This window comes from Streptomyces sp. NPDC021749, assembly GCF_040640655.1.
Taxonomy (GTDB): Bacteria; Actinomycetota; Actinomycetes; order Streptomycetales; family Streptomycetaceae; genus Streptomyces.
Map to the genome: position 1 here is coordinate 55,800 of NZ_JBFACE010000006.1, position 23,399 is coordinate 79,198.

Consider the following 23,399-nt stretch of genomic DNA (forward strand, 5'->3'; position numbering starts at 1 on the left):
TCCGCCCGATCCGGGAGGCCCCGCCATGGACCTGGTCATCCGCGACGTACGCGTCCTCGACGGCACCGGCGGCGCCTCCTACCGGGCGGACGTCGCGCTCGACGGCGGCCGGATCGCCGCCGTCGTGCGCGCGGGCGACGGCCGCCGCCCCTCCGCCCGCCACACCCTGGACGCCGCCGGCCTCGCCCTCTCCCCCGGCTTCATCGACATGCACGCGCACAGCGACCTGGCGCTGCTGCGCGACCCGGTGCACGAGGCCAAGGCCGCCCAGGGCGTCACCCTCGAAGTCCTCGGCCAGGACGGCCTGTCGTACGCCCCGGTCGACGACCGCACCCTCGCCCAGGTCCGCCGGGCCGTCACCGGCTGGAACGGCGGCGCGCCCGGGGACACCTCCGTCGACTTCGACTGGCGGACGGTCGGCGGGTACCTGGACCGGCTGGACCACGGCTTCGACGGACAGGGCATCGCGGTCAACGCCGCCTACCTCGTCCCGCAGGGCACGGTCCGGATGTACGCGGTCGGCTGGGACGACCGGCGCGCCACCCCCGCCGAGCTCGACCACATGAAACGCCTGGTCGCCGAGGGCATGGAACAGGGCGCCGTCGGCATGTCCTCCGGCCTCACCTACACCCCCGGCATGTACGCCGAGGACGCCGAACTCACCGAACTCTGCCGCGTCGTGGCCGCCTACAACGGCTACTACTGCCCCCACCACCGCAGTTACGGGGCGGGCGCCCTGGAGGCGTACCAGGAGATGGTCGAGCTCTCGCGGGCCGCCGGCTGCGCCCTGCATCTCGCCCACGCCACCATGAACTTCGGCGTGAACAAGGGCCGGGCCGCCGAGCTCCTCGCCCTCCTCGACGAGGCGATCGCCGCGGGCGCGGACCTCAGCCTCGACACCTATCCGTACACCCCCGGCTCCACGACCCTCGTGGCCGTGCTGCCCAGTTGGGCGGGCGAGGGCGGTCCCGAGGCCACCCTCGCCCGGCTCCGCGACGACGCGACCGCCGAGCGCATCCGCCACCACGTCGAGGAGCTCGGCTCGGACGGCTGCCACGGCGTACCGATCGAGTGGGACACCATCGAGATCTCCGGCGTCGCCGACCCGGGCCTCGCCTCCTGCGTCGGCAAGACGATCACCCAGGCCGCCACCGCACGCGGCGAGACCCCCTGGACCACGGCCCGCCGCCTCCTCCTCGACGACCGTCTCGGCTCGACGATCCTGCAGCACGTCGGCCACGAGGAGAACGTCCGCGCGATCATGAAGCACCCGGTGCACACCGGCGGCAGCGACGGCATCCTCCAGGGCGACAAGCCGCACCCGCGTGCGTACGGCACCTTCCCGCACTACCTCGGCCACTACGTCCGCGATCTGGGCGTGCTGTCCCTGGAGGAGTGCGTGGCCCATCTGACGGGCCGCCCGGCGGCCCGGCTGCGGCTGCCCGACCGCGGGCTCGTCCGCGAGGGCCACCGGGCCGATCTGGTCCTCTTCGACCCCGACACGGTGGCGGCGGGCTCGACGTTCGACGCGCCGCGCACGCTACCCGTCGGCATCCCGCACGTGCTGATCGACGGCCGCTTCGTCATCGAGGACGGCCGCCGGACGGACGTCCTGGCGGGACGGGCGGTGCGGCGCACCCGTTGGGGCGCCTCCTCGGGGTGAGAGCCCCTCCCAGAGGGCGGCCCCGACGAGCTCGTGCAGCTCCTGCTCGTTGTTGGTGAGCCGGGCGCCCAAGGCGGTGGCGCGCTCCTCGCGCTCCGGGGACCGGCGGATGGTGAAGAAGACCACCGGTCCGTCGTAGTGCCCGTCCTCCTTGAGGCGTTCCACCATGGCGAAACCCGCGGTGTGGTCCCGCCCCCGGCTGATGTCGGAGATCAGCAGATCGGGGGCGTGGGTGCGGAGCGCCCGCACGGCGTCGGCACTGTTCTCCACATGCGTCACCTGCACCCCGAGACCCTCCAGCACCGTACGCACCACGGCCTTGCGGTCCGGCTGGTCGTCGACCCACAGGACCTGGAACGGCGGTGCCTCGTACCCGCGGCCCTGCTGCGGATATCCGCCCTGCTGCATCTGCGGCGGATACACCGGCTCCTGCATCGGCTGCGGGGAGCCGTAGCCGCCCTGCGGCCCCGGCTGCGGGTACGGGGAGGCGGGCTGCTGCCGGGCCGCCGGTGCCGGCTGCTGCGGCACCCCGTATGCGGGCAGCTGCTGTCCCGGGTAGGGGCCCGCCGCCGCGTACGGTTCCTCGCCCGGCCATGCCAGCGGCGGGCCGAACCCGGTGCCGTAGCCGTCCGCGCGGACGCCCGGCAGGCCCTGCCACACCGGGGCCCACTCCTGGGACATCCGGGTCGGCTCGCCGCCCGAGCCCCGCGGGCCCTCGCGCAGCCGGAGCAGCAGCCGGTCCGCGTCCGGGCGGGCGGTCAGCTCGTCGACCAGCGAGGTGAACGCCGGGTTGACCACCAGATCGGGGAATTCCGTGGGGAGTTGGCGCTCCAGCGTGGCCAGCACCGCCTCGCCCGCCCCGTCGAGCCGGTCCGGCGCCGGCAGGTCGTACGAGGCCAGGAAGGTCCGTACCCTGTCGTGTTCCTGGATCGGGACCGGCGCCGCGGCCGCGGACAGCAGCGTGCGCCGCACCTCGCGGTAGGTGCGGAACTCGGCCACCACATCGCCGTCCACCGTGCCGGACGGGCCGGTCATCATCCGGTAGAAGTCGGGATAGAAGTACTGCAGCAGCAGCGTCCTGATCACCGCGTCGGGGCCGAAGTCACGCCAGACCGGGTTCAGGGTCGCTTCCAGGACGAAGCCGTTGACCAGCCGTTTGATGCGGCGCGGGTTGCGGTCCGAGCGCTGGGCCAGCAGATCCACCAGGGCGTCGTCGAGCAGCGGCTCGATGCCCGCGGTCCGGGCGCACCAGCGGATGTAGTCCTTGACGCCGTGGTTGTCGGGGGCCGGAATCCGGTAGCTGGTCTGGAAGATCTTCTCCATGAACGCCGAACCGGCCGGCGACAGGTCGCGCAGCAGCCCGTTGGGGCCCAGCGCCGACCGGTCGCAGCCGACCATGAACGCCAGCCCGGGCACGTCCAGATAGACCTTCACCGCCTCGCAGACCGCGAGCACCGTCTCCTCCGAGCAGCGGTCGAGGTCGTCGATGAAGACCACCAGGAGCCGGCGCGGCCGGAACTCGGTGTTCTGTGACCACTCCTGCACCAGCTCGCCGATCGCCCCGCGCATCTCGTTGCGGGCCTGGGAGTCGACCGACAGGCTCTTCCACAGCTCGTCGACGAGACCGGCCGCCCCGAGCGGCCCGGCGACGACGGTGGTCAGCGCCCGGGCCGCGCGCAGCAGGGCGCGCCGCTCGCTGACCCGTGCCAGACCGCGGCGCAGCACCCGCCGGTCGAACCGCATCAGAACGGACTTGATCAGCCCTTCCAGCGCATCGGCACCGGTCGAGGTCCAGGCGTTGTACCAGACCGTGTGGACGTCGGGGGCGTGCGCCAGTTCCGCGTCGACCAGCCGCATCAGGCTGCTCTTGCCCATGCCCCAGCCGGCGTCGACGGCCAGGGTGAAGGGCGTGGACTCCCGGGAGGCCACGAGCAGACCGGCGAGCTGGCGGGCGGCGCGGCCGGCACCGAGCAGATCCGCGCCCGGCTCGGCCACCGGCTCGTCGTTGAGCAGCGCGAACGGGCCGTGCGGCGGGGGTACGGGGGCGGCCGGTGCGGCCCCTGCGGGGACGGGCGCGGCGGGCGGTAACGGGGCCGAGGTGGGCATGCGCCCGGAGCGTACCGGGACCGCCGCGCGCCCGCGCACACCGCCGCGGAATCAGCAGCGCCCGGCCGCCCCCGGCAGCGGCGGGCGCGGCACCCGGACCCCGGACCGTCACCAACGGTGACGAACCCCACACTCTGCGCCGACCGACGTGGGGAAAAACACCGGGCGGGCGGCGAAACACGCCCGTAAGGTGGCGGACATGCAGGTGATCCAGTCAACGAAGCTCGCCAACGTCTGCTACGAAATCCGTGGCCCGGTGCTTGAGGAGGCCATGCGGCTGGAGGCGGCGGGTCACCGCATCCTCAAGCTGAACACCGGCAACCCGGCGGCGTTCGGCTTCGAGTGCCCGCCCGAGATCCTGGAGGACATCCTCCGCACGGTCGGGACGGCACACGGCTACGGCGACGCGAAGGGCCTGCTGTCCGCCCGCCGTGCGGTGATGCAGCACTACCAGACCATGGGCATCGAGCTCTCCGTCGACGACATCTACCTGGGCAACGGCGTCTCCGAGCTGATCCAGATGTCGATGCAGGCGCTGCTGGACGACGGCGACGAGGTGCTGGTGCCGGCCCCGGACTACCCGCTGTGGACCGCCGCGGTCTCGCTGTCCGGGGGCACCGCCGTGCACTACCGCTGCGACGAGCAGGCCGACTGGATGCCCGACCTGGCCGACATCGAGCGCAAGGTCACCGACCGCACCAAGGCCATCGTCGTCATCAACCCCAACAACCCGACCGGCGCGGTGTACGACGACGCGCTGCTCCAGGGCATCGCGGAGATCGCCCGGCGGCACAACCTGATCGTCTGCGCCGACGAGATCTACGACAAGATCCTCTTCGACGGGGTCACCCACACCCCGTTCGCCGCGCTCGCCCCGGACCTGCTGACCCTGACCTTCAACGGGCTGTCCAAGGCGTACCGGGTCGCCGGCTACCGCAGCGGCTGGCTGGCGGTCTGCGGCCCGAAGGCGCACGCCTCCTCGTACATCGAGGGGCTGACGATCCTCGCCAACATGCGGCTGTGCGCCAACATGCCGGCCCAGCACGCGGTCGCCACGGCGCTCGGCGGGCGGCAGTCGATCCGGGACCTGGTACTCCCCGGCGGCCGGCTGCTGGAGCAGCGCGACACCGCGTACGAGCTGCTGACGCAGATCCCCGGGGTCAGCTGCGTGAAGCCGAAGGGCGCGCTGTACGCCTTCCCCCGGCTGGATCCCAAGGTGTACAAGATCAAGGACGACCGGCAGATGGTGCTGGACCTGCTGCGCGCCGAGAAGATCATGATCGTGCACGGCACCGGCTTCAACTGGCCCGAGCCGGACCACTTCCGGCTGGTCACCCTGCCCAACAAGGACGACCTGGCGGACGCGGTGACCCGGATCGGCTCCTTCCTCGACGGCTACGGACAGTACTGAGCCGCACCGACTTCTGTACGACCCACAACTTTAGACAGCGTCTAAGCTAGGATGGCTTCCTGGACGTTTTTCAGGAGGCCGTCCCATGTACGAACCGATCCGCACCAAGTCGGTCCACGCCATGGCCGCCGCCCCGGAGATCCCGCACCGCTCCCGCGAGGAGGAGCTGGACATCCGGCTCGCCGGACAGCTGACCGCGCTGCTCACCGTCACCGACGAGCTGCACGCCCTGGCCCGGCGCCCGGACGCCCGCCCGGCCGGCGACCCCGCCGCCGGACCGGCCCTGGACGCCGCCGCACTGGCCGAGGCCGCCGACCGCATCGCCGAGCAGGTCGCCCGGCTCAGCGGCGGCCACTACCCGCTGCGCGCCGAGCCCTCGGACGCCGGCAGCCCGCACCGCGCGGCAGCCCTCCAGCAGCGCGCCCGCACCCTGGCCGGCAACGCCCTGGCGGTCGCCACGTCCCGGGACGACACCGCGGTGATCGCCCTGACGGCCGAGCGGATGGAGGCCCACACGGGCCCGGTGCGCGACCTGGCGACGGCCTGAGACGGGTCCCGAAGAGCCCTGGGCGGCCACCGCTCCCCGGCCCGGCCGGCGGCCGGTTCACCCCACCGGCCCATCGGGCCCGGCCTACTTCCGGCAGGGCGATTCCCGGGGACCGGCCCACGTCCGCCGCACCCAGCCGGCGTCACCGGGGCCCTCGCTGATCAACTCCGGCGCGCTCGTCCGGTCTTGCACCTGTCGCCCCGGGCCGCCGGCCCGTTCCGCGCAAGGGCCGGGGCCCCGCACCATCGGTACGGGGCCCCGGCCGGATGCCCGTGGGCAGCGGTGACGTCGGCGGCGGTCAGCCGAGCCGCTGCACCAGCGCGCGGTACTCGTCCCACAGCTCCTTCGGCGTGTGGTCACCGAAGGTGTTGAGGTGCTCGGGGACCAGCGCCGCCTCCTCGCGCCAGACGTCCTTGTCGACGGAGAGCAGGAATTCGAGGTCGCTGTCGCTGAGGTCGAGGCCCTCGGTGTCCAGCGCGCCCTTGGCGGGCAGCACGCCGATGGGGGTCTCCACACCCTCGGCCTTGCCGTCCAGCCGCTCGACGATCCACTTGAGCACCCGGCTGTTCTCGCCGAAGCCCGGCCACACGAAGCGGCCCTCGTCGTCCTTGCGGAACCAGTTGACGTAGTAGATCTTCGGCAGCTTGGACTGGTCCTTGTCCTTGGCCACGTCGATCCAGTGGGCCATGTAGTCGCCCATGTTGTAGCCGCAGAACGGCAGCATGGCGAACGGGTCGCGGCGCAGCTCGCCGACCTTGCCCTCGGCCGCCGCGGTCTTCTCGGACGCCACGTTCGCGCCGAGGAAGACGCCGTGCTGCCAGCTCAGCGACTCGGTCACCAGCGGTACGGCGCTGGCCCGCCGGCCGCCGAAGAGGATCGCCGAGATCGGCACGCCCCTGGGGTCCTCCCACTCGGGCGCGATGATCGGGCACTGCCCGGCCGGGGTGGTGAACCGGGCGTTGGGGTGGGCCGCCGGGGTCTCCGACTCCGGGGTCCAGTCGTTGCCCTTCCAGTCGGTGAGGTGCGCGGGGGTCTCCGCCGTCATGCCCTCCCACCACACGTCGCCGTCGTCGGTGAGCGCCACGTTGGTGAAGACGGAGTTGCCCCACAGGGTCTTCATGGCGTTGGCGTTGGTGTGCTCACCGGTGCCGGGCGCGACACCGAAGAAGCCGGCCTCGGGGTTGATCGCGTAGAGGCGGCCGTCCTCACCGAAGCGCATCCAGGCGATGTCGTCGCCGATGGTCTCGACCGTCCAGCCGGAGATCGTGGGCTCCAGCATGGCGAGGTTGGTCTTGCCGCAGGCCGACGGGAAGGCGGCGGCCACGTACTTCGACTCGCCCTGCGGCGGCGTCAGCTTGAGGATCAGCATGTGCTCGGCCAGCCAGCCCTCGTCGCGGGCCATCACCGACGCGATGCGCAGGGCGTAGCACTTCTTGCCGAGCAGGGCGTTGCCGCCGTAACCGGAGCCGTAGGACCAGATCTCGCGGTCCTCGGGGAAGTGCGAGATGTACTTGGTGGAGTTGCACGGCCACGGAACGTCGGCCTCGCCCTCCGCCAGCGGGGCGCCGAGGGTGTGCACCGCCTTGACGAAGAAGCCGTCCTCACCGAGCTCGTCGAGGACCGGCTGTCCCATGCGCGTCATCGTGCGCATGGAGACCGCGACGTACGCGGAGTCGGTGATCTCCACGCCGAGGGCGGCCAGCGGCGAGCCCAGCGGACCCATGCAGAACGGAACGACGTACATCGTCCGGCCCTTCATCGCACCGCGGAAGATGCCGCCCGTACCGCCCGTGCCGGTGAAGATCTCCCGCATCTCGGCGGGCGCCTTCCAGTGGTTGGTCGGGCCGGCGTCCTCCTCCTTCTCGGAGCAGATGAAGGTGCGGTCCTCGACGCGGGCGACGTCCGAGGGGTCGGAGGCGGCGTAGTACGAGTTGGGGCGCTTGATCGGGTCGAGCTTCCGGAACGTGCCCTTGTCGACGAGCTCCTCGCACAGGCGCTCGTACTCCGCCTCCGAGCCGTCACACCAGACGACCCGGTCGGGCTGGGTGATCGCTGCAATTTCGTCGACCCAGGCGATGAGGCCCTGGTGACGGGTCGGGACGGTGGGAGCCGCGTTGTCGCGCGCCACGATCGCTCCTAGATGAGGGTGTGGACGGATATATGCCCGGTGTGCCGGGAAAATCCGCTTCTTTTAGTTGTTGCCCCTTGGGGGCCGCGACCCGGATGCTTCGTGACCGCTCATCCGGTGCCGTCCGCACTCATTTGATCATCCGACCCGAATACCGATCTGTCCAGAGGGCACCTTCGTGACCGTCACCACTCGTGGACGAACCGGTAACCTACGGTCGCGTAGCTAGCATTGCGCCATGACTTCCGCGCCTGACGCCGCCGACAGCCGGCCCGCCACCGCGTCCCCCGCGGCCGCGGCGGTCGCCGCCGCGGCCGCCCCGCTCAAGCCCAAACTCCGCGGCTGGCTGCACGCCGGGATGTTCCCCGCCGTCCTGCTCTCCGGTGTGTTCCTCACCGCATTCGCCGACAGCCCCCGCGGCCGGCTGGCCTGTGCCATCTACACCCTGACCGCCTGTCTGCTGTTCGGCGTCAGCGCCCTTTACCACCGCGGCAATTGGGGCCCCCGTGCGGACCGCGTACTGCGCCGCCTCGATCACGCCAATATCTTCCTGATCATCGCCGGCACCTACACCCCCTTCACGATGCTGCTCGTGCCCGGATCACGCGGGCAGCTGCTGCTCTGGGCGGTCTGGGCGGCCGCCCTGGCCGGCATCATCTTCCGCGTCTTCTGGGTCGGCGCGCCCCGCTGGCTCTACACCCCCTGCTACATCGCCATGGGCTGGGCCGCCGTCTTCTTCCTCCCCGATTTCCTGCGCACCGGCGGGATCGCCGTCCTCGTCCTCGTCGTCGTCGGCGGTCTGCTCTACAGCGCCGGCGGCGTCATCTACGGCATCAAGCGCCCCAACCCCTCCCCCCGCTGGTTCGGCTTCCATGAGGTCTTCCACTCCTTCACACTCGCCGCCTTCGTCGTCCACTACATCGGCATCTCACTGGTGGCGTACACACACGCCTGAGCCCCCTTCTCCGATGCAACTCCCGTGATCCACACAGCCGCCCCGCTCACGCTGTGTGCATCACCTCGCTTCACAGCGTGACACACGGCACTGACAACGGCCGCGGCTCGGCCGCGGCCCCGGCCCTCGCGCGACCGTGGCCCGCCGGACGACCGGTGCCCGAGAATGCTGTGCATGGTCTTTGCACGCACCGCCGCCACCGATCCCGGAAACCCGAAGCCCGGGCTGCGGGAGCGGAAGAAGATCAAGACCCGGCAGGCGATCCGGCGGGCCGCGTACCGGCTCTTCGCGGAACGGGGCTACGACGCGACCCCCGTCGACCGGATCGCCGAGGCCGCCGATGTCTCGCCGAGCACGGTCTTCCGCTACTTCCCCACCAAGGAAGACCTCGTACTCACCGACGAGTACGACACCGTGCTGGCCGACGGCCTGCGGTCCCGGCCGGCGGACGAGCCGATCGTCGAGTCGGTCCGCCAGGTCACCATCGAGGCGCTGCACCGACTGACCCCGCAGGACCGCACCGACCTCGTCCAGCGCATCCGGCTGGTCCGCGAGGTGCCCGCCATCCGCGGCCGTACGGCGGAGAACACCGCCCGGGACACCGCCACGCTCAGCGCAGTCCTGGCCGAACGCACCGGCCGCCCGGCCGACGACCTGGAACTCCGGATCATCAGCGCGGCCGTCCTGGCGGCCCTCCAGGAGGCGATGCTGGCCTGGGTGGCGGAGGCCGGGCCGTCCGGGGAAGACGGGAGGCCCGGGGACGGCGGGAGGCCCGGGAAGGACCGTACGCCCGGTCTGGAGGCGCTGGTCCGGCTGGTTCACCGGACGATGGACGTGCTGGCGCGCGGGCTCACGCCGTAGCGGCGGCACGGGCCTGCGAGGACGGTGCGGCGCCCGGACCGTCCGCGGGTGCGCCCAGGTGTGCCGCGAGCCGCGCCCGTGGTCGAGAGAGCCGCCCGATACGGGCATCCCGGTCCGCGAGCCGGCGCCGGGCCACCGCTTCGGCCGTCGAACACCGCTGCGCGCCGGGGCCCTTGGGGATCAGTGCGGGGCCCGCGTCCCCGATCACCCGCCCGCTTCCTCGCCGCCCGCCCCGTTCAGGGCGCGCTCGATCCCGGTCGCCGCGTCCAGCAGGGCCTCGTCCGCGCCCTCGGCGGCGACGAGTTGGAGCCCCAGCGGCAGCCCGTCGGCGGCCCGCCCGGCGGGCAGGCTGAGGGACGGCAGACCGGCGTTGCTCCAGGGCAGGCACATGATCGAGGTGCCGGTGGTGGTGAGGTCGGCGGGGGCCGGGCCGGTGGCCGCAGGGGCGATCCACAGGTCGGTGCCGGCGCCGTCCGACGCTGCGGCGAGCCGCGCACGGAAGGCGGTGCGGCGCGTCCGGGCCGCTTCGTAGGCGGCGTCCCCGATCGCCTGCCCCTGCCGGATCGCCGCCGTGGTCTGCTCGCGGTAGCGGTCGCCGAAGCGTGCGAACCAGTCGGCGTGGGCCCGGGCGACCTCATAGCGGTTCATCGTGAACAACTGCTCCACGACCGCGTCGAAATCGTCCATCACCGGGACCTCGCGGACCTCGTACCCGGCGGCGGCCAGCAGCTCGCGCTGCTCCTTGAAGGCGCGCAGCGCCTCCTCGCCGGCCCGCTCCAGATAGGGGCCCACCGGCACGCCCAGCACCGGGCGTGCGGCCCCGCCCGGGCGCCCGGCCGGCTCCCGGCGTGCCGGACCGCCGCCCCCGCCCCGCCCGCCGCGCCAGCCGTCGAGCAGCACCGAGGCGGCGAGGGCGACGCCCGCCACGTCCGTGGCGTACCACCCCAGGGTGTCGAAGCTGAGGGCGTTGGGGATCACGCCGTCGAGCGGTATCCGCCCGTAGGTGGGCTTGAAGCCGACCACGCCGCAGTAGGCCGCGGGCCGGATCATCGAGCCGACGGTCTGCGTCCCGATGGCCAGCGGCACCATGCCGGCCGCGACGGCGGCCGCCGAACCGCTGCTCGAACCGCCGGGCGTGTGGGCGGGGTGGTGCGGGTTACGGGTCGGCCCGGGGGCCGTGACGGCGAACTCCGCGGTGACGGTCTTGCCCGCCACCAGGGCACCGGCGGCGCGCAGCCGGTCCACCACGGCGGCCTGCGCACCGGCCAGCACCTCGGGCGGCAGAGCCGATCCGGCGCGGGTGGGCAGTCCGTCCACCCGCACGATGTCCTTGATGCCGACCGGTACGCCGTAGAGCGCGGGCCGCGCGGCGGGGTCCGGCGGGCCGGCCGCGGCCAGCTCCCGCGCCGCCTCCAGGAGCCGCGTACGCCGCCCGTCCTCGGGCACGAAGGCCCGCACCTGTGCATCGACGGCGTCGACGCGGTCGCATGTGCGCCGCACCGCGTCGACGGGGTCGTCCGCGCCGGACCGGAGCGCCGCGGCTTCCTGGACCAGGGGTCGATGCCCCAGCAAGGTCATCACGCCGGCAGGCTACAACCGGCCGCTGACAACGGCCGGTTGAGCGACGGCTGCGACAAGCCGGGCACCCGGACCCCTGCCCGGCACCAGGACCTCTACGCCCTGCCCCCGCACGAGGACGGCTGCCCCCTGCCCGGCACCAGGACGGCCGCCCGGACCGCTGCCCGGACCGCTGCCCGGGCCTCACAACTCCACGATGACCGCGCCCAGATGGCGTCCCTCGGTGAGCTCGCGCAGTGCCCGCGGCGCCTGTTCGAGGCCCTGCAGCCGGGCGTGCGGGAAGGTGAGGGTGCCGTCCCGGAGGCCCGCGGCGAACCGCCGGTTCCACTGGGGGATCAGGTCCCGGTGGTTGTAGAGCGCGACGCCCCGCAGGGTGATGCTCCGGATGAGCAGCGAGAGGGAGTCGACCTCCACCTTGACGGCGGTCGTGCCGTCCTGGGAGAGCTGGCTGGCCAGCGCGCCCACGATGGCGACCCGGGCGTCGCGGTTGGCGAGCGCGAGGGCGGCCTCCAGCTGCTCGCCGCCGACGTTGTCGAAGACCGCGTCGATGCCGTCCGGGGCCGCCTCGCGCAACTGCTCCTCGACGGGGCCCGCGCCGCGGACGACCACCGCGTCGAAGCCCAGTTCCTTGATCAGCCGCTCGGCCTTCTGCGGTGACCCGGTGCTGCCGATGACCCGGGTCGCGCCGAACTGGCGGGCGACCTGGCCGGCCAGGGTGCCCACGCCGCCGGCCGCACCGGTGACGAACACCGTGTCGCCGGGCCGTACTTCGGCTCCGCGCTCGATGCCCATCAGGGCGGTGGCGCCCTGGGAGAGGTACGCGGCGGGGTCGGGCATCAGGTCCGGGTCGAGGCGGGTCGCCGAGTCCGCGTCGAGCAGCGCGTACTCCCGCCAGCCGAGTTGGTGTTCCACCAGGTCACCGGGGTTGAGGTCGGTGCCGGGAGCGGCCACGACCTCGCCGATCGCATGGCCGTGCAGCGGTGCGCCGACCTCGTAGGAGGGGATGGGCACGTCGTTGTGCTCGTCCATCAGGCTGCGCATCACGGCGCCGAGCCCCATGTGGGTGTTGCGGACCAGCACCTGGCCGGGGCCGGGTTCGGGGACCGGTACCTCCACGATCTCGAAGAGGTCATCGGTGACCGGCCCCGTGGGGCGGGCGGCCAGGCGGACTTCGCGGTATGTGCGGTTCGTCATGACCCGAGGCTAAAACGTGATGCGCACGTCAAGGTCATTCCGGTCGCCGGACCCAGGACTTGGGACGGGCTCCCAGGGCGTGAGCCGAAGGACCCACCCTCCGGGGCCGCCCCTGGGAGGCCCCGGCTCATGAGGTCACCCCCGGAGGCGCTCCGCCAGGTCCTCCGGGTCCGTCGTGGGCCGCTCACACGTGAAGTGACGGCACACGTAGGCGGCGGGTGCGCCGTCGACCAGCGGCCGGTCCTTGAGGAGCGGCACCGCGTCGGCCTCCTCGGTCCCGGGGGTGCCCAGCGCGACGACCGCGCCCGGTGCCGTGCCGAGCAGCGCGGCGCGATGCAGGGCGGCGGTGGCCGGGTCGCCCTGCGGGCCGACGACCGCGATCTCCCGCGGACCGTCCAGCGCCGCCTCGGCGACCGCGAGCCCCCAGCCGATGAAGCGCGGGGCCCGGCCGCCGAGCGCGGTGACGACACCCAGGGCGCGTTCCGCCGCACTCCGGTGGAGGTCGCTGCCGGTCAGCGCCCCGTACGACAGGAGGGCACCGGCCGCCGCGGTCCACCCGGAGGGCGACGCGTTGTCGGTGGGGTCCTGGGGGCGGCGGATCAGTGACTCGGCGTCGGCGGCGGTGTCGTAGAGCGCCCCGTCCTCGGTGGTGAACTGGAGCAGCACGGTGTCCAGCAGGAAGCCCGCGAAGTCCACCCAGACGCCTTCGCCGCTGACCGAGGCGAGGGTGAGGAAGCCCTCGGCGACGTCGGCGTAGTCGTCCAGGACGCCGGAGTTGGCGCCGGGCGCGCCGTCGCGGGAGGTGCGGTGCAGCCGGGCCTGCCAGTCCATGTGGACGCGGACCAGCAGGTCGGCGGCGTCGGTGGCGGCCTGGACGAGGTCGGGGCGGTCGAAGTAGGCGCCGGTCTCGGCCAGCGCGGCGATGGCCAGGCCGTTCCAGGCGGCGACGACCTTGTCGTCCCGGCCGGGGCGCGGCCGCTGCTCACGCACCGCCAGCAGCCGCTGCCTGACGGACCCCACCCGCTCGGCGTCGACCAGCCCGTCGGTGTCGGCGAGTTGGAGCACCGAGGCCCCTTCCTCGAAGGTGCCCTCCTCGGTGACGCCGAAGTACGTGGCGGCGAACTCCGCGTCCTTCTCCCCCAGTACGGCGCGCAGCTGCTCCGGTGTCCATACGTAGTAGGCGCCCTCGACGTGCCGGCCGGTGCCGTCGTCGCTGTCGGCGTCCAGGGCCGAGGCGAAGCCGCCCTGGTCGGTGCGGAGCTCGCGGACCATGAAGTCGGCGGTCTCCACGGCGATCCGGCGGGCCAGGTCCGAGCCGGTGGCCCGCCACAGGTGCGCGTAGGTGCGGCACAGCAGGGCGTTGTCGTAGAGCATCTTCTCGAAGTGCGGCACCGTCCAGGTGGCGTCCACCGCGTAACGGGCGAACCCGCCGCCGAGCTGGTCGTAGATGCCGCCGCGGGCCATCGCCGCGCAGGTCGCCTGCACCATCTCCAGGGCCCCCGCCGAACCGGTACGGGCGTGGTGGCGCAGCAGGAACTCCAGCACCATGGACGGCGGGAACTTGGGCGCTCCGCCGAACCCGCCGCGCACCGCGTCGAAGTCCCGGGTCAGGCCCATCAGGGCGGCGTGCAGCTCCTCGGGCCGGGGCGGGCGCCGGTCGGCGGGCAGCGAATCGGTCAGCGAGCGCCCGGCCAGGTCGGCCACGATCCGCCCGGCGACCTCGCCGACCTCGTCCCGCCGGTCGGCCCAGGCCGCGCGCACCCCTTCGAGGATCTGCCCGAACGACGGCATGCCGTGCCGCGGCTCGGGCGGGAAGTACGTACCGAAGTAGAAGGGCTCGGCGTCGGGGGTGAGGAACACGGTCATGGGCCAGCCGCCCTGGCCGGTGGCGGCCTGCACGGCCTCCATGTACACCGCGTCGACGTCCGGCCGCTCCTCGCGGTCGACCTTGACCGCGACGAAGTGCTCGTTGAGCAGCGCGGCGGTGTCCGCGTCCTCGAAGCTCTCGTGGGCCATGACGTGGCACCAGTGGCAGGAGCTGTAGCCGACGCTGAGCAGCACCGGCACACCGCGCCGGCGGGCCTCGTCGAACGCCTCGGTGGACCACGGCCACCAGTCGACGGGGTTGTCGGCGTGCTGGAGCAGATACGGGGAAGTCTCATGGGCCAGGCGGTTCGGCATGAGTCCATCCTCTCCCACCGAGGGCCGCCGGGGCGGGAGCGGAGGGAGTTATCCACAGGCCTGCCGGAATCCGTGCGGAGACGGAACACTGTTCGTGACGGCGAAGATCGCCGCCGGAGACTGCGGTAACTGCGGAGGGGGACGTCATGCCGGTCTCACTGGCTGCGCTGCGCGAGGACCATCGCGCGGACGCGGAGGCCCTGTTGACCAGGGCCGTCGAGGAGGAAGTGCGCCGCTCGGGCGGGCGGCTGGACGGGGCGGCGCTGCTCGGCAGAGCGCGGGCGGCGCTGGACGGTGTGGCGGGCAGCGCCGCCGAGGAGTACACCGCCTATGTCCGGGCGCTGGACGAGGCGGCCGCCGGCCGGCCGTCGCTGGGGCAGCGGCTGGCGCCGAGGGAGCTGGGCACCCCCGCGGTCGCGACGGCCGTCGCAGCGGTGGCGGCGTTCGGCACGGACCTCGCGTACGGCACGGGCGCCGGCGCGGCACTGGGGGTCGGGGCCGCGGTGCTGGTGGCGGGCGCGGCGGCGACGGTGCTGAAGCTGACCGCGGGCCACTGGCCGGCCGCGCACCGTGAGGCGGGGCGGCGGGGGCAGCCCGGCGGCGCGGAGCAGCTGCGGCTGCAGTGGCTGACGGCGCTGGAGGTGCGCGGCATCCGGCCGTTCCTGGACCAGCAGCGGATGCTGACGGCGGCGGCCCGGAGCGGCGGCACGACGGACGGCACGGCGACCAAGAAGACCACCCGGGGGCCGCAGCTGCGCGGCGCCGACCGGAGCGCGGCGGCCCGGCAGCGGTCCGTCCTGGAGCACTCGTTCTCCCAACTTCCGCAGCCGGACGGCCCGTTCGCCGGCCGACGGGCCGAGCTGGGCCGGATCGCGCAGTGGGTGCAGGCGGCCCGGGCGTCCACGGAGACCCGGCCGACGGTGGTGGTGCTGCACGGCGAACCGGGATCGGGGCGCACGGCGCTGGCGGTGCGGGCCACCCATCAGCTGCGCGACCAGTTCCGCGGCGCCTGCGTGGTGGACCTGCGCGGCGACACCCCGGGCGAAGCGCCGCTGCCGACCCGGGACGCGCTGCTGCATCTGCTCAACCGTCTCGGTGCGCCGCGCGAGCAGTTGCTGTTCCGCGAGCGCCCCTCCCAGGAGCAGCACGTCAAGCGGCTCACCGAGCTGTACCACCAGCATCTGACGGGCCTGCCGGTGACGGTCCTGCTGGACGACGCCGTGGACCCGGAGCAGGTGCGCACGCTGGTGCCCGAGCGGTCCGACAGCCTGGTGCTGGTGACGTCCCGGGAGCCGCTGAAGCTGCCCGCCGACCTTGAGGCGTGGGTGCACCACCTCCCGGTGGGGCCGCTGGACGCCGCGGGCACGGAGGAGCTGCTGCGCGCCGCCGCGGCGGCCGGCGAGGGGGCGGCGGGCGCGCGGGAGTCCCGGCCCCGGCCGGCGGACGCCCCGGCGGAGCCGTACGACGCCCGGGCGCTCGACGAGATCTCCGGGCTGTGCGGCGCTCTGCCGCTGGCCCTGCGAGTGGCGGGTTCCTCGCTCGGGCCGCGCACCCCCGCCGAGCTGGCGGCGGCCCTGGCGGCCGGTCCCGCGGCCCCGCCGGTGGAGCGGGCGCTGGCGCTGGGCTACGCCGACCGTCCCGAGCCGGCCCGGCGGCTGCTGCGCCGGCTGGCGCTGGTGGGCCGGGCGAGCCTGGGGGCGGCGGCCGCCGCCGCGCTGCTCGGCGTCGAGACCGCCGAGGCCGAACGGCAGTTGGCGGACCTGGCCCGGGCCGGCCTCATCGAGCACGTCCGCGGCGAGCGCTACCGCCTGCACACCCTGGTGCACGCCTTCGCGCACGCCCGACTGGTGGACGAGGAGGAGCCCGGTGAGCGCGGCGCGGCCCAGGAGCGGCTGATCCGCGGCTATGCGGAGCTCGCCGACTCGGTCATCCGGCTGGTCGACGGCCGTACCTCGACCCGCGCCGACCGCTTCGGTTCGCACGGCTTCACGTCCCTGGACGCGGCCCTGCAGTGGCTGGACGACGAGTCCAGCTTCATCACGGCCGCGCTGCGCCACGCCGACCAGGACGTCGACCAGGACGCGGTCTCGCACCTGCTGGGCGCGCTGGCCGACTACTGCCTGCTGCGCGGTGACCTCTACCGCCTCGGTGAGCTGAGCGAGCTGATCCGGGCCGTCGGCCAGGGGCTGCTGGTCCGCTCGGTGCAGTGGCGCACGGGTGTGGCGGCCCGGCAGCTCGGCGAGCTGGACAAGGCGCGGACGACCCTGTCGTCGGTGGTCGATCTCTACTTCGAGGCGCAGCATCCGGCGGGCGCCGCGCGGGCGTTGCGCGATCTGGGCATCACCCTCCAGCAGCAGGGCAATCTCCAGGAGGCCGCGGTCAAGCTCCGGGAGGCGCTGGAGCTGCAGTCCGGCCCGGACATGCACGGCGACCGGGCCTGGACGCTGCACGCCCTCGCGGCCGTGGAGCGGGACCGGGCGCAGCTCGCCGAGGCCCTCGCCATGCTGCACGAGTCCCTGGAGCTGCACGAGGAGAGCGAGAGCGTGCACGGCCAGGCGTGGGCGCACTTCCAGCTCGGCCAGGTGTATCTGCGGACGGGCGAGGTGCCGCGCGCCGAACAGGCGCTGCACGCGGCGCTGGAGCTGTACGGCCGTACCCAGGACGAGCGCGGCGCGGCCTGGGCGATGACCCAGCTGGCCCGGGCCCGGCTGGTGGCCGGCGAGCCCGGGCCGGCCGCCGACCGGCTGCGGCAGGCGCTGCCGCTGCACCGCCGGCACGAGGACGCCCGTGGTGAGGCGTGGACGATGTACTACCTCGGCCAGGCGCTGGAGGAGCGCGGTGAGCGGGACGCGGCGCTGCGGCAGCTGGAGCGCTCGCGGACGATGTTCAGCCGGATGCAGGACGGCTACGGCCTGGCCTGCGCCCGGCACCACTCCGGGCGGGTCACCCGCGATCTGCGGGCCGAGCAGACCGGTTCGCTGCGCAACAGCGGATTCGCCCGGCAGCTGCTGCAGGACGCCCGCAAGGACTTCGCGCGGATCGGGGTGCCGCACGGTGAGGCGTGGTCCTGCCTGGAGCTGGTGATCATCGACGCCGGCAACGGGCGGGCGGCCCAGGCACTGGAGCTGGCCGACGAGGCGGCCGGGATGTTCGCCGGCTACGGCGACCGGCGCGGCGAGGACTGGGCGCGCTTCCTGCGCTGCACGCTGCTGCCGTTCGCCTCACCGGGCGGTTCGGTGGTGGGCACCGCCGTCGCGCAGGAAGAGCTGGCGGGGCTCATACGGGACAAGCACGCGACCCGCGACGCGAAGCTGGAGGACTGCGCGGAGGCGTTCGCCCTGCTGCTGGAGCGTGGCGTGGAGCCGGAGACGGGCTGGCAGGCATGGCGGCTCGGCATGGTCCCGGACCGCCACGCCCGCGAGGTCATGGGCGTCCTGGCCACGGCCGTCGGCGACTGACGGGCCCGCCGGGGAAGCGCCGGCGGCGGGCAACGGCCGGCCCGGGTGCCGCAGGCTCGTCGCGCAAGGACCCGTCGCACGGGACAGGTGGTCGCCGAAGTAAGGACCCGCCGCACGCAACGGCTCGTCGCGGGCGCAAGGCCTCGCCGCACGCGACGGCTCGCCGGCCGCTCGGGTCGGCGAGCCGCCGGGGCGGTCAGCCGGTCGCTGCCAGGAGACCGGCCGTCGACCGCACCCGGTCCTCGGGCGTCCTCAGCCGGTCTTCGGCTTCGGGGCGGACGGGGCGGCGGAGGCGGTGCTGCCCGCCTCGGCCTCCTCCGGCTGCTCCTCGAAATTGACCTTCTTCATCTGCTTGTTCATGGACTTCATCAGCAGCCACACGGCGCCGCCGATGACCGCGAAGACGATGAAGCCGAGGACGCCGGGGGTCACCTTGTCCTTGTCGAAGCTGTCGGCAAGGGTGACGAAGTGCGTCAGGGCGAGGGTGCTGGTCGCGCTCATCATGGGGTCAATTGTTGCGGATGCCCGCGAACAGGTCGTCCTCGGGGAGGGAAGTGTCCACGAGCGACTTCGCGAGCTCGTACTCCTCCGTCGGCCAGACCTCACGCTGGATGTCCATCGGCACCCGGAACCACCCGCCGTCGGGGTCGATCTGGGTGGCGTGCGCGATCAGCGCCTTGTCGCGGATCTCGAAGAACTCGTCGCACGGGATGTACGTGGTCAGCGTGCGCTCGCGGCGCTCGAACTGCTTCCAGCGCTCCAGCCACTCCCCGTACGGCGACTCCATGCCGCGGGCCAGCAGCGCCTCGTGCAGCGCGATGGTGCGCGGCTTGTTGAAGCCCTGGTTGTAGTAGAGCTTCAGCGGCTGCCAGGGCTCACCGGCCTCCGGGTACTTCTCCGGGTCACCGGCCGCCTCGAAGGCCACCATCGTGATCTTGTGCGTCATGATGTGGTCCGGGTGCGGATAGCCGCCGTTCTCGTCATAGGTCGTGATGACCTGCGGCTTGAACTCCCGGATCAGCTTGACCAGCCGCCCGGCCGCCTCGTCCACGTCCTGGAGGGCGAAGCAGCCCTCGGGGAGCGGCGGCAGCGGATCGCCCTCGGGCAGCCCGGAGTCGACGAAACCCAGCCACTCCTGCTTGACACCGAGGATCTCCCGAGCCTCGTCCATCTCCTTCTTGCGCACCTCGTGGATGTGCTCCTCGATGTACGGGTCTCCCTGGAGCTTGGGGTTGAGGATGGAGCCTCGCTCACCGCCTGTGCAGGTGGCGACCAGCACGTCCACCCCCTCGGACACGTACTTGGCCATGGTGGCCGCACCCTTGCTCGACTCGTCGTCGGGGTGGGCGTGCACCGCCATCAAACGCAGCTGCTCAGTCAAGACTCGATCCTCAGTTAAGGGCCGGAGAAGATGCCTCCTATAGTGACCGAAGCGAGGGGGCGCTGTATTCCCTGGGGCGGGGACCCCCCGGGGGTTCCCGAGCCGGTTCCAGGTCCCCGTACCAGGAGGATGGATCGATGGCCGCGGTGCGCGAAGGGCTCCCCGAGGGACGCTACGGCCGCTCCGCGGACCAGCGCGCGGACCGCAAGCTCAAGATCATCGGCTCGGTACTCGGCGTCGGGCTCCTCGGTGTGGTCGGCTGGCTCGGTACGTCGTACGTCTCCGGGCAGGACCTCAGCGGCCGCGTGATCGCCTGGGACGCGGTGTCCGACCACGCCGTCAAGGTCCATCTGGAGGTCGTCAAGGGCGCCGACGACAAGGGCGTGTGCACCCTGCGCTCGCAGGCGTCGGACGGGTCCGAGGTCGGCCGCAAGGACGTCACCATCGACCAGCGCACGGGCCAGGTGGACACCGAGGTCACGGTACGGACGACGAAGCGCGCGACCAACGCGGTACTGGTCGGCTGTACGTCGTCCTCCTCGTCATAGGCCCGCACGGAGCCCTCGTACGCCCGCACGGAGCCCTGGCAAGGCCCATCCCCCGGAGCCTGGAGCCCCGTACGAGCCCGTGTGAGGAGCTTCACCGGTTCCTCGCCGCCGTCCAGCGCGGGCCGAGGTGTGCGCGGGGTGCGCACGTACCACCGCAGCTGCTCTCCGCCACCGTCCGCCCCCCGTCCGCCCCTCGGGCGCCTCACGCGCCGCGCTCCGGCATGGCGTGTCATGACCGCCTCTGATCAGCGATGATGTCTTCCTGTGCGGTCACTGTGAATTTCCTCTTCCCCCTTTTGTGCCGGAATTGTTAGGCTCGTGGTTTCGCCCACCCGTGAAGGCGCAAACCTTCCTGGTAGGGCGTTTGATTTATCCCCAGTACCGACGAGGAGCACCTGTGACCCAGACCAGCGAGAACGTCACCTGGCTGACCCAGGAGGCGTATGACCAGCTCAAGGCCGAGCTGGAGTACCTGTCTGGTCCCGCTCGCACCGAGATCACCGAGAAGATCCAGGCGGCCCGCGAGGAAGGTGACCTGAAGGAGAACGCCGGGTACCACGCGGCCAAGGAAGAGCAGGGCAAGCAGGAGCTTCGGGTCCGGCAGCTCACCCAGCTGCTGCAGACCGCGAAGGTCGGCGAGGCCCCCGCCGCCAACGGCGTCGTCGCTCCCGGCATGGTCGTCACCATCGCGTTCGACGGGGACCCGGACGACACGCTGTCGTTCCTCCTGGCCTCGCGGGAATACGCGAGCTCGGAGATCGAGACCTACTCCCCGCAGTCGCCGCTGGGTACGGGTGTGAACGGCAAGAAGATCGGCGCCGACGCGGAGTACGAGCTCCCGAACGGCAAGAAGGCGAGCGTGAAGATCCTCGACGCCAAGCCGTACACCGGCTGATCCGGCCCCGAGCCGGCCGGTCCGGCTGACCGCAGCCGTACGGACACGGCACCGGCCGGGGCGGGACGCCCGCAAACGGAAGGAAGCGGCCCGGAGCCTCGCGCTCCGGGCCGCTTCGCCGTGCGTGCGGCCGACCCGTGTGGGGCCGACCCGTGTGGGGCCGGCCTGTGTGGGGCCGACCCGTGTGGGGCCGGCCTGTGTGGGGCCGACCCGTGTGGGGCCGGCCTGTGTGGGGCCGGCCTGTGTGGGGCCGGCCTGTGTGGGCCGTGGGGCGGGGGTGCCGTGGGCCGGGGCGCCGGGGGGCGTCGGGCCGTGGGGGCTCGGCCGCCGTGGCCCCGTGGGGCCGAAGAGCCGTGGGACCTTCGGGGCGCCCACCCCGCCCCCTCCGGGCCCGTCGCTTCGCTCCGCTCAGGCCGTCGCCGAGCGGTACTTGCGGACCGCCAGCGTCCGGAACACCGCGATGATCAGGACCGACCAGATCACCGAGGCCAGCACCGGGTGCTCCATCGGCCAGGCACCGGTCACCGACTTGGGCACCCGGTCGATCGTGTTGCCGAACAGCTCGCGGGCCGCGGCCACCGTCGCACTGAACGGGTTCCACTCCGCGACGTGCTGGAGGAACGCCGGCATGCCGTCGACCGGCACGAACGCATTGGAGATGAAGGTCAGCGGGAAGAGCCAGATCAGCCCGCCGGAGGTGGCCGCCTCGGGCGTGCGCACCGAGAGCCCGATCAGCGCACCGATCCAGGAGAAGGCGTAGCCGAGCAGGAGCAGCAGGGCGAAGCCGGCCAGGACGTCGGCGAGGTTCTCGTGGGTGCGCCAGCCGATCAGCACCGCGACGGCCGCCAGCACCACCAGCGTCAGCGCGGTCTGCACCAGGTCGGCGAGGGTCCGGCCGGTGAGCACCGCGCCCCGGGACATTGGCAGTGACCGGAAGCGGTCGATGAGGCCCTTGTGCATGTCGTCGGCGATCCCCGCGCCGGCGCCCGCCGTGGCGAACGTGACGGTCTGCGCGAAGATCCCGGCCATCAGGAACTCGTGGTACGCCTGGGCGTCGCCCACCGGGGCACCGGGGATGTTGATCGATCCACCGAAGACGTAGGTGAACAGCACCACGAACATGATCGGCTGGATCAGCCCGAAGATCACCACCTCGGGGATCCGCACCATCCGGATCAGGTTCCGCTTGGCCACGACCAGGGAGTCGCGTACCAGCCGGCCGACGCCGCCGCGGGCCGGCGGCGCTCCGAGCGGCATTCCGCCGGCGCCCCCGGCCGCCGTGCCCGCCGTACTCGTCGTGGTCATTGCACACCCTCCTTCCGGCGCCCGGCGGCGCTCGCCGCGCGACTGCCGTCCGTCGTTCCGCTCCGTTCCGTACCGCTCCGTTCCGTACCGCCGCCGGCGCCACCGTCGCCGACGCCCTCGCCGTCCGCGGACTCGGCGGTATGCCCGGTCAGCGCGATGAAGACGTCGTCGAGGGTCGGGCGGCGCAGGCCGATGTCGTCGATCTCCACGCCCCGGACGTCCAGTTCGCGGATCACCTCGGCGAGCAGTTTGGCGCCGCCGGTCACCGGGATCGTCAGCCTGCGGAGGTGCGGCTCGACCGTGCCCTCGCCCTTGGCGAAGCCGCGCAGCACCTCGTCGGCGATGGCCAGGTGCTCAGGGGCGTGCACCACGACCTCGACGCACTCGCCGCCGGTGCGCGCCTTGAGCTGGTCGGAGGTGCCGCGGGCGATGACCTTGCCGTGGTCGACGACGCAGATGTCGTGCGCGAGGCGGTCGGCCTCCTCCAGGTACTGGGTGGTGAGCAGCAGGGTCGTGCCGCCCGCGACCAGCTCCTGTATGACGTCCCACAGCGCCTGGCGGTTACGCGGGTCCAGTCCCGTGGTCGGCTCGTCCATGAACATCACCGGCGGGCTGACGACCAGCGCGGCCGCGAGGTCGAGGCGGCGGCGCATACCACCGGAGTAGGTCTTGGCGGTGCGGTCCGCCGCGTCGCCGAGGTGGAAGCGTTCCAGCAGTTCGGCGGCCCTGCGCTTGGCGTCCCGGCCGCTCATCTGGTAGAGCTGCCCGACCATCGTCAGGTTCTCCCGACCGGTCAAGTACTCGTCCACCGCGGCGAATTGGCCCGAGAGACCGATGGAGCGGCGTACCTTGTCGGGATGGGCGAGCACGTCGATCCCGGCAACCTCCGCCTTGCCGCGGTCGGGTCGGAGCAGGGTCGTCAGGACACGTACGGCAGTGGTCTTGCCGGCACCGTTCGGGCCGAGCATGCCGAGGACGGTCCCTTCGGGGACGTCGAGGTCGACGCCGTCCAGTGCCCTCACGTCGCCGAAGGTCTTCACCAGCCCTTCGGCGTAAATGGCGCCTGGCATATGGGTACCCCCATGACTTGGGTGAGTTCCAGGTCGAAATATGTCGAATGTTACGTTCAGAGGACAGAGCCCACTTCAGGGCATTTGTCCGCAGCGGAACGCCATGGCGCACAGGGCG

Annotated in this window: 17 protein-coding genes and 1 pseudogene; 8 read left to right on the forward strand and 10 right to left on the reverse strand. The window is 72.8% G+C overall.

The genetic code is table 11. The features are described 5' to 3' along the window. Positions 1–25: 25 nt before the first annotated feature. On the forward strand, positions 26–1,663 hold the full coding sequence (locus tag AB0G35_RS08015; protein WP_360945498.1) for a D-aminoacylase: 1,638 nt from the start codon (positions 26–28) through the stop codon (positions 1,661–1,663). Positions 1,664–1,735: 72 nt separating this feature from the next. Here AB0G35_RS08015 and AB0G35_RS08020 read toward each other — a convergent pair. Beyond that, positions 1,736–3,769: pseudogene (locus AB0G35_RS08020) on the reverse strand (P-loop NTPase fold protein); the annotation flags it as partial. A gap of 199 nt (positions 3,770–3,968) precedes the next feature. Between AB0G35_RS08020 and AB0G35_RS08025 the strand changes: the two are divergent. Together AB0G35_RS08025 and AB0G35_RS08030 are read left to right on the forward strand one after the other, a co-directional pair. Then, positions 3,969–5,180, forward strand: a complete 1,212-nt coding sequence (locus AB0G35_RS08025) for a pyridoxal phosphate-dependent aminotransferase (protein ID WP_360945501.1) — start codon at positions 3,969–3,971, stop codon at positions 5,178–5,180. Positions 5,181–5,265: 85 nt separating this feature from the next. Further along, positions 5,266–5,727, forward strand: coding sequence for a hypothetical protein (locus AB0G35_RS08030; RefSeq protein WP_360945504.1), 462 nt, complete (start codon positions 5,266–5,268; stop codon positions 5,725–5,727). A gap of 298 nt (positions 5,728–6,025) precedes the next feature. Here the strand turns inward: AB0G35_RS08030 and AB0G35_RS08035 are convergent, their stop codons facing one another. After that, positions 6,026–7,855: a phosphoenolpyruvate carboxykinase (GTP) gene (locus AB0G35_RS08035; protein ID WP_360945507.1), complete on the reverse strand. Its 1,830-nt coding sequence runs from the start codon at positions 7,853–7,855 to the stop codon at positions 6,026–6,028. Between the two features lie 238 nt (positions 7,856–8,093). Between AB0G35_RS08035 and AB0G35_RS08040 the strand changes: the two genes are divergently transcribed. After that, positions 8,094–8,810 (forward strand): hemolysin III family protein, encoded by a 717-nt coding sequence (locus tag AB0G35_RS08040; protein ID WP_360945510.1) that lies wholly within the window; start codon positions 8,094–8,096, stop codon positions 8,808–8,810. Positions 8,811–8,984: 174 nt separating this feature from the next. Further along, the gene (locus AB0G35_RS08045) at positions 8,985–9,671 is read left to right on the forward strand and encodes a TetR family transcriptional regulator (RefSeq protein ID WP_360945513.1); all 687 of its coding nucleotides are present in this window, start codon (positions 8,985–8,987) and stop codon (positions 9,669–9,671) included. Here AB0G35_RS08045 and AB0G35_RS08050 read toward each other — a convergent pair. From AB0G35_RS08050 to AB0G35_RS08065, 4 genes are all read right to left on the reverse strand, one after another. Continuing rightward, complete coding sequence (locus AB0G35_RS08050; protein WP_360945516.1) at positions 9,661–9,879, reverse strand: hypothetical protein; 219 nt, start codon at positions 9,877–9,879, stop codon at positions 9,661–9,663. The genes AB0G35_RS08045 and AB0G35_RS08050 overlap by 11 nt on opposite strands. Then, the gene (locus AB0G35_RS08055) at positions 9,876–11,252 is read right to left on the reverse strand and encodes an amidase (protein ID WP_360945519.1); all 1,377 of its coding nucleotides are present in this window, start codon (positions 11,250–11,252) and stop codon (positions 9,876–9,878) included. The genes AB0G35_RS08050 and AB0G35_RS08055 overlap by 4 nt, the downstream gene beginning before the upstream one ends. 180 nt (positions 11,253–11,432) lie before the next feature. Further along, entirely contained in the window at positions 11,433–12,443 is a 1,011-nt protein-coding gene (locus tag AB0G35_RS08060) for an NADP-dependent oxidoreductase (protein ID WP_360945522.1), read from the reverse strand. A gap of 135 nt (positions 12,444–12,578) precedes the next feature. Next, the gene (locus tag AB0G35_RS08065; RefSeq protein WP_360945525.1) at positions 12,579–14,624 is read right to left on the reverse strand and encodes a thioredoxin domain-containing protein; all 2,046 of its coding nucleotides are present in this window, start codon (positions 14,622–14,624) and stop codon (positions 12,579–12,581) included. A gap of 146 nt (positions 14,625–14,770) precedes the next feature. Between AB0G35_RS08065 and AB0G35_RS08070 the strand changes: the two genes are divergently transcribed. Further along, complete coding sequence (locus AB0G35_RS08070) at positions 14,771–18,082, forward strand: tetratricopeptide repeat protein (RefSeq protein WP_360945528.1); 3,312 nt, start codon at positions 14,771–14,773, stop codon at positions 18,080–18,082. 252 nt (positions 18,083–18,334) lie between these two features. Here the strand turns inward: AB0G35_RS08070 and AB0G35_RS08075 are convergent, their stop codons facing one another. Beyond that, on the reverse strand, positions 18,335–18,586 hold the full coding sequence (locus tag AB0G35_RS08075) for a hypothetical protein (protein WP_360945531.1): 252 nt from the start codon (positions 18,584–18,586) through the stop codon (positions 18,335–18,337). A gap of 4 nt (positions 18,587–18,590) precedes the next feature. Then, positions 18,591–19,463 (reverse strand): mycothiol conjugate amidase Mca, encoded by an 873-nt coding sequence (mca, locus tag AB0G35_RS08080; RefSeq protein WP_360945534.1) that lies wholly within the window; start codon positions 19,461–19,463, stop codon positions 18,591–18,593. Between the two features lie 137 nt (positions 19,464–19,600). Here mca and AB0G35_RS08085 point away from each other — a divergent pair, with 137 nt between their 5' ends. Both AB0G35_RS08085 and greA read left to right on the forward strand, forming a co-directional pair. Beyond that, positions 19,601–20,011: a DUF4307 domain-containing protein gene (locus AB0G35_RS08085; protein WP_360945536.1), complete on the forward strand. Its 411-nt coding sequence runs from the start codon at positions 19,601–19,603 to the stop codon at positions 20,009–20,011. Positions 20,012–20,408: 397 nt separating this feature from the next. Continuing rightward, entirely contained in the window at positions 20,409–20,906 is a 498-nt protein-coding gene (gene greA, locus AB0G35_RS08090) for a transcription elongation factor GreA (RefSeq protein WP_360945539.1), read from the forward strand. Positions 20,907–21,314: 408 nt separating this feature from the next. Here greA and AB0G35_RS08095 read toward each other — a convergent pair whose 3' ends face one another. Then, entirely contained in the window at positions 21,315–22,163 is an 849-nt protein-coding gene (locus AB0G35_RS08095; RefSeq protein WP_360946046.1) for an ABC transporter permease, read from the reverse strand. 44 nt (positions 22,164–22,207) lie between these two features. Then, positions 22,208–23,281 (reverse strand): ATP-binding cassette domain-containing protein, encoded by a 1,074-nt coding sequence (locus AB0G35_RS08100; RefSeq protein WP_360945542.1) that lies wholly within the window; start codon positions 23,279–23,281, stop codon positions 22,208–22,210. Positions 23,282–23,399: the final 118 nt, after the last annotated feature.